The sequence below is a fragment of the Halobacillus hunanensis genome (assembly GCF_900166655.1).
Classification (GTDB): Bacteria; Bacillota; Bacilli; order Bacillales; family Halobacillaceae; genus Halobacillus_A; species Halobacillus_A hunanensis.
Genome location: NZ_FVZB01000001.1, coordinates 1 through 1,044, shown reverse-complemented (window position 1 = coordinate 1,044; position 1,044 = coordinate 1). Strand labels below are relative to the sequence as shown.

Genomic DNA, 1,044 nt, shown 5'->3' with positions numbered 1-1,044 from the left:
CAGCGTTCGTCCTGAGCCAGGATCAAACTCTCCATAAAAGTAAAGTTTGCTTGTGCATGGATGCACTGACTTCAACGTTGCAACAGGACGTTGCGAACTTAGTTGAAGTTCCTTAACTCTTTGCACATCGAATGTGCTTGTTTGAATTCCCTCTATAGAATAGAAAGAATATGTTGACGTACTGGTTGGTTCGTTCAGTTTTCAAAGATCAAAATGGTGGAGCCTAGCGGGATCGAACCGCTGACCTCCTGCGTGCAAAGCAGGCGCTCTCCCAGCTGAGCTAAGGCCCCATTAAATTGGTTAGAGATGGTCGGGAAGACAGGATTCGAACCTGCGACCCCTTGGTCCCAAACCAAGTGCTCTACCAAGCTGAGCTACTTCCCGTATAAAAAAATGGCGCGCCCGAGAGGAGTCGAACCCCTAACCTTCTGATCCGTAGTCAGACGCTCTATCCAATTGAGCTACGGGCGCATATAATATTATGGTGCCGAGGGCCGGACTCGAACCGGCACGGTAGTAACCTACCGCAGGATTTTAAGTCCTGTGCGTCTGCCAATTCCGCCACCCCGGCTTGACAAGCTTTCTAGGTCTCTAAATTCTTATTTAAGTATAATGGAGCGGAAGACGGGATTCGAACCCGCGACCCCCACCTTGGCAAGGTGGTGTTCTACCACTGAACTACTTCCGCATGTAATGCGGGTGGAGGGACTTGAACCCCCACGCCGTGAAGCACTAGATCCTAAATCTAGCGTGTCTGCCAATTCCACCACACCCGCTAAAAACTGGTGAGCCATGGAGGGCTCGAACCTCCGACCCTCTGATTAAAAGTCAGATGCTCTACCAACTGAGCTAATGGCTCTTCATCAAAAATGTTTCTTTTGAATTTATGTGATTACTCATCGTGTTTCCACACAATCAATGGTGCCGGCCAGAGGACTTGAACCCCCAACCTACTGATTACAAATCAGTTGCTCTGCCAGTTGAGCTAGGCCGGCGATAAATGGTGGAGGATGCAGGGCTCGAACCTGCGACCCCTTGCTTGTA

8 tRNA genes are annotated in these 1,044 nt (G+C 49.8%); all 8 read right to left on the bottom strand.

Annotated elements, in window-relative coordinates:
- Positions 1-214: 214 nt before the first annotated feature.
- A tRNA-Ala gene (locus B5354_RS00040) sits at positions 215-290 on the bottom strand.
- 17 nt (positions 291-307) lie between these two features.
- Positions 308-384 (bottom strand) — tRNA-Pro (locus tag B5354_RS00035).
- 10 nt (positions 385-394) lie between these two features.
- Positions 395-471: transfer RNA gene (locus B5354_RS00030), tRNA-Arg, on the bottom strand.
- Positions 472-482: 11 nt separating this feature from the next.
- Positions 483-571: transfer RNA gene (locus B5354_RS00025), tRNA-Leu, on the bottom strand.
- 42 nt (positions 572-613) lie between these two features.
- Positions 614-688, bottom strand: a tRNA-Gly gene (locus B5354_RS00020).
- A gap of 6 nt (positions 689-694) precedes the next feature.
- Positions 695-776 (bottom strand) — tRNA-Leu (locus B5354_RS00015).
- A 7-nt stretch (positions 777-783) separates the two neighbouring features.
- Positions 784-859 (bottom strand) — tRNA-Lys (locus B5354_RS00010).
- A 60-nt stretch (positions 860-919) separates the two neighbouring features.
- Positions 920-995, bottom strand: a tRNA-Thr gene (locus tag B5354_RS00005).
- Positions 996-1,044 lie beyond the last annotated feature (49 nt).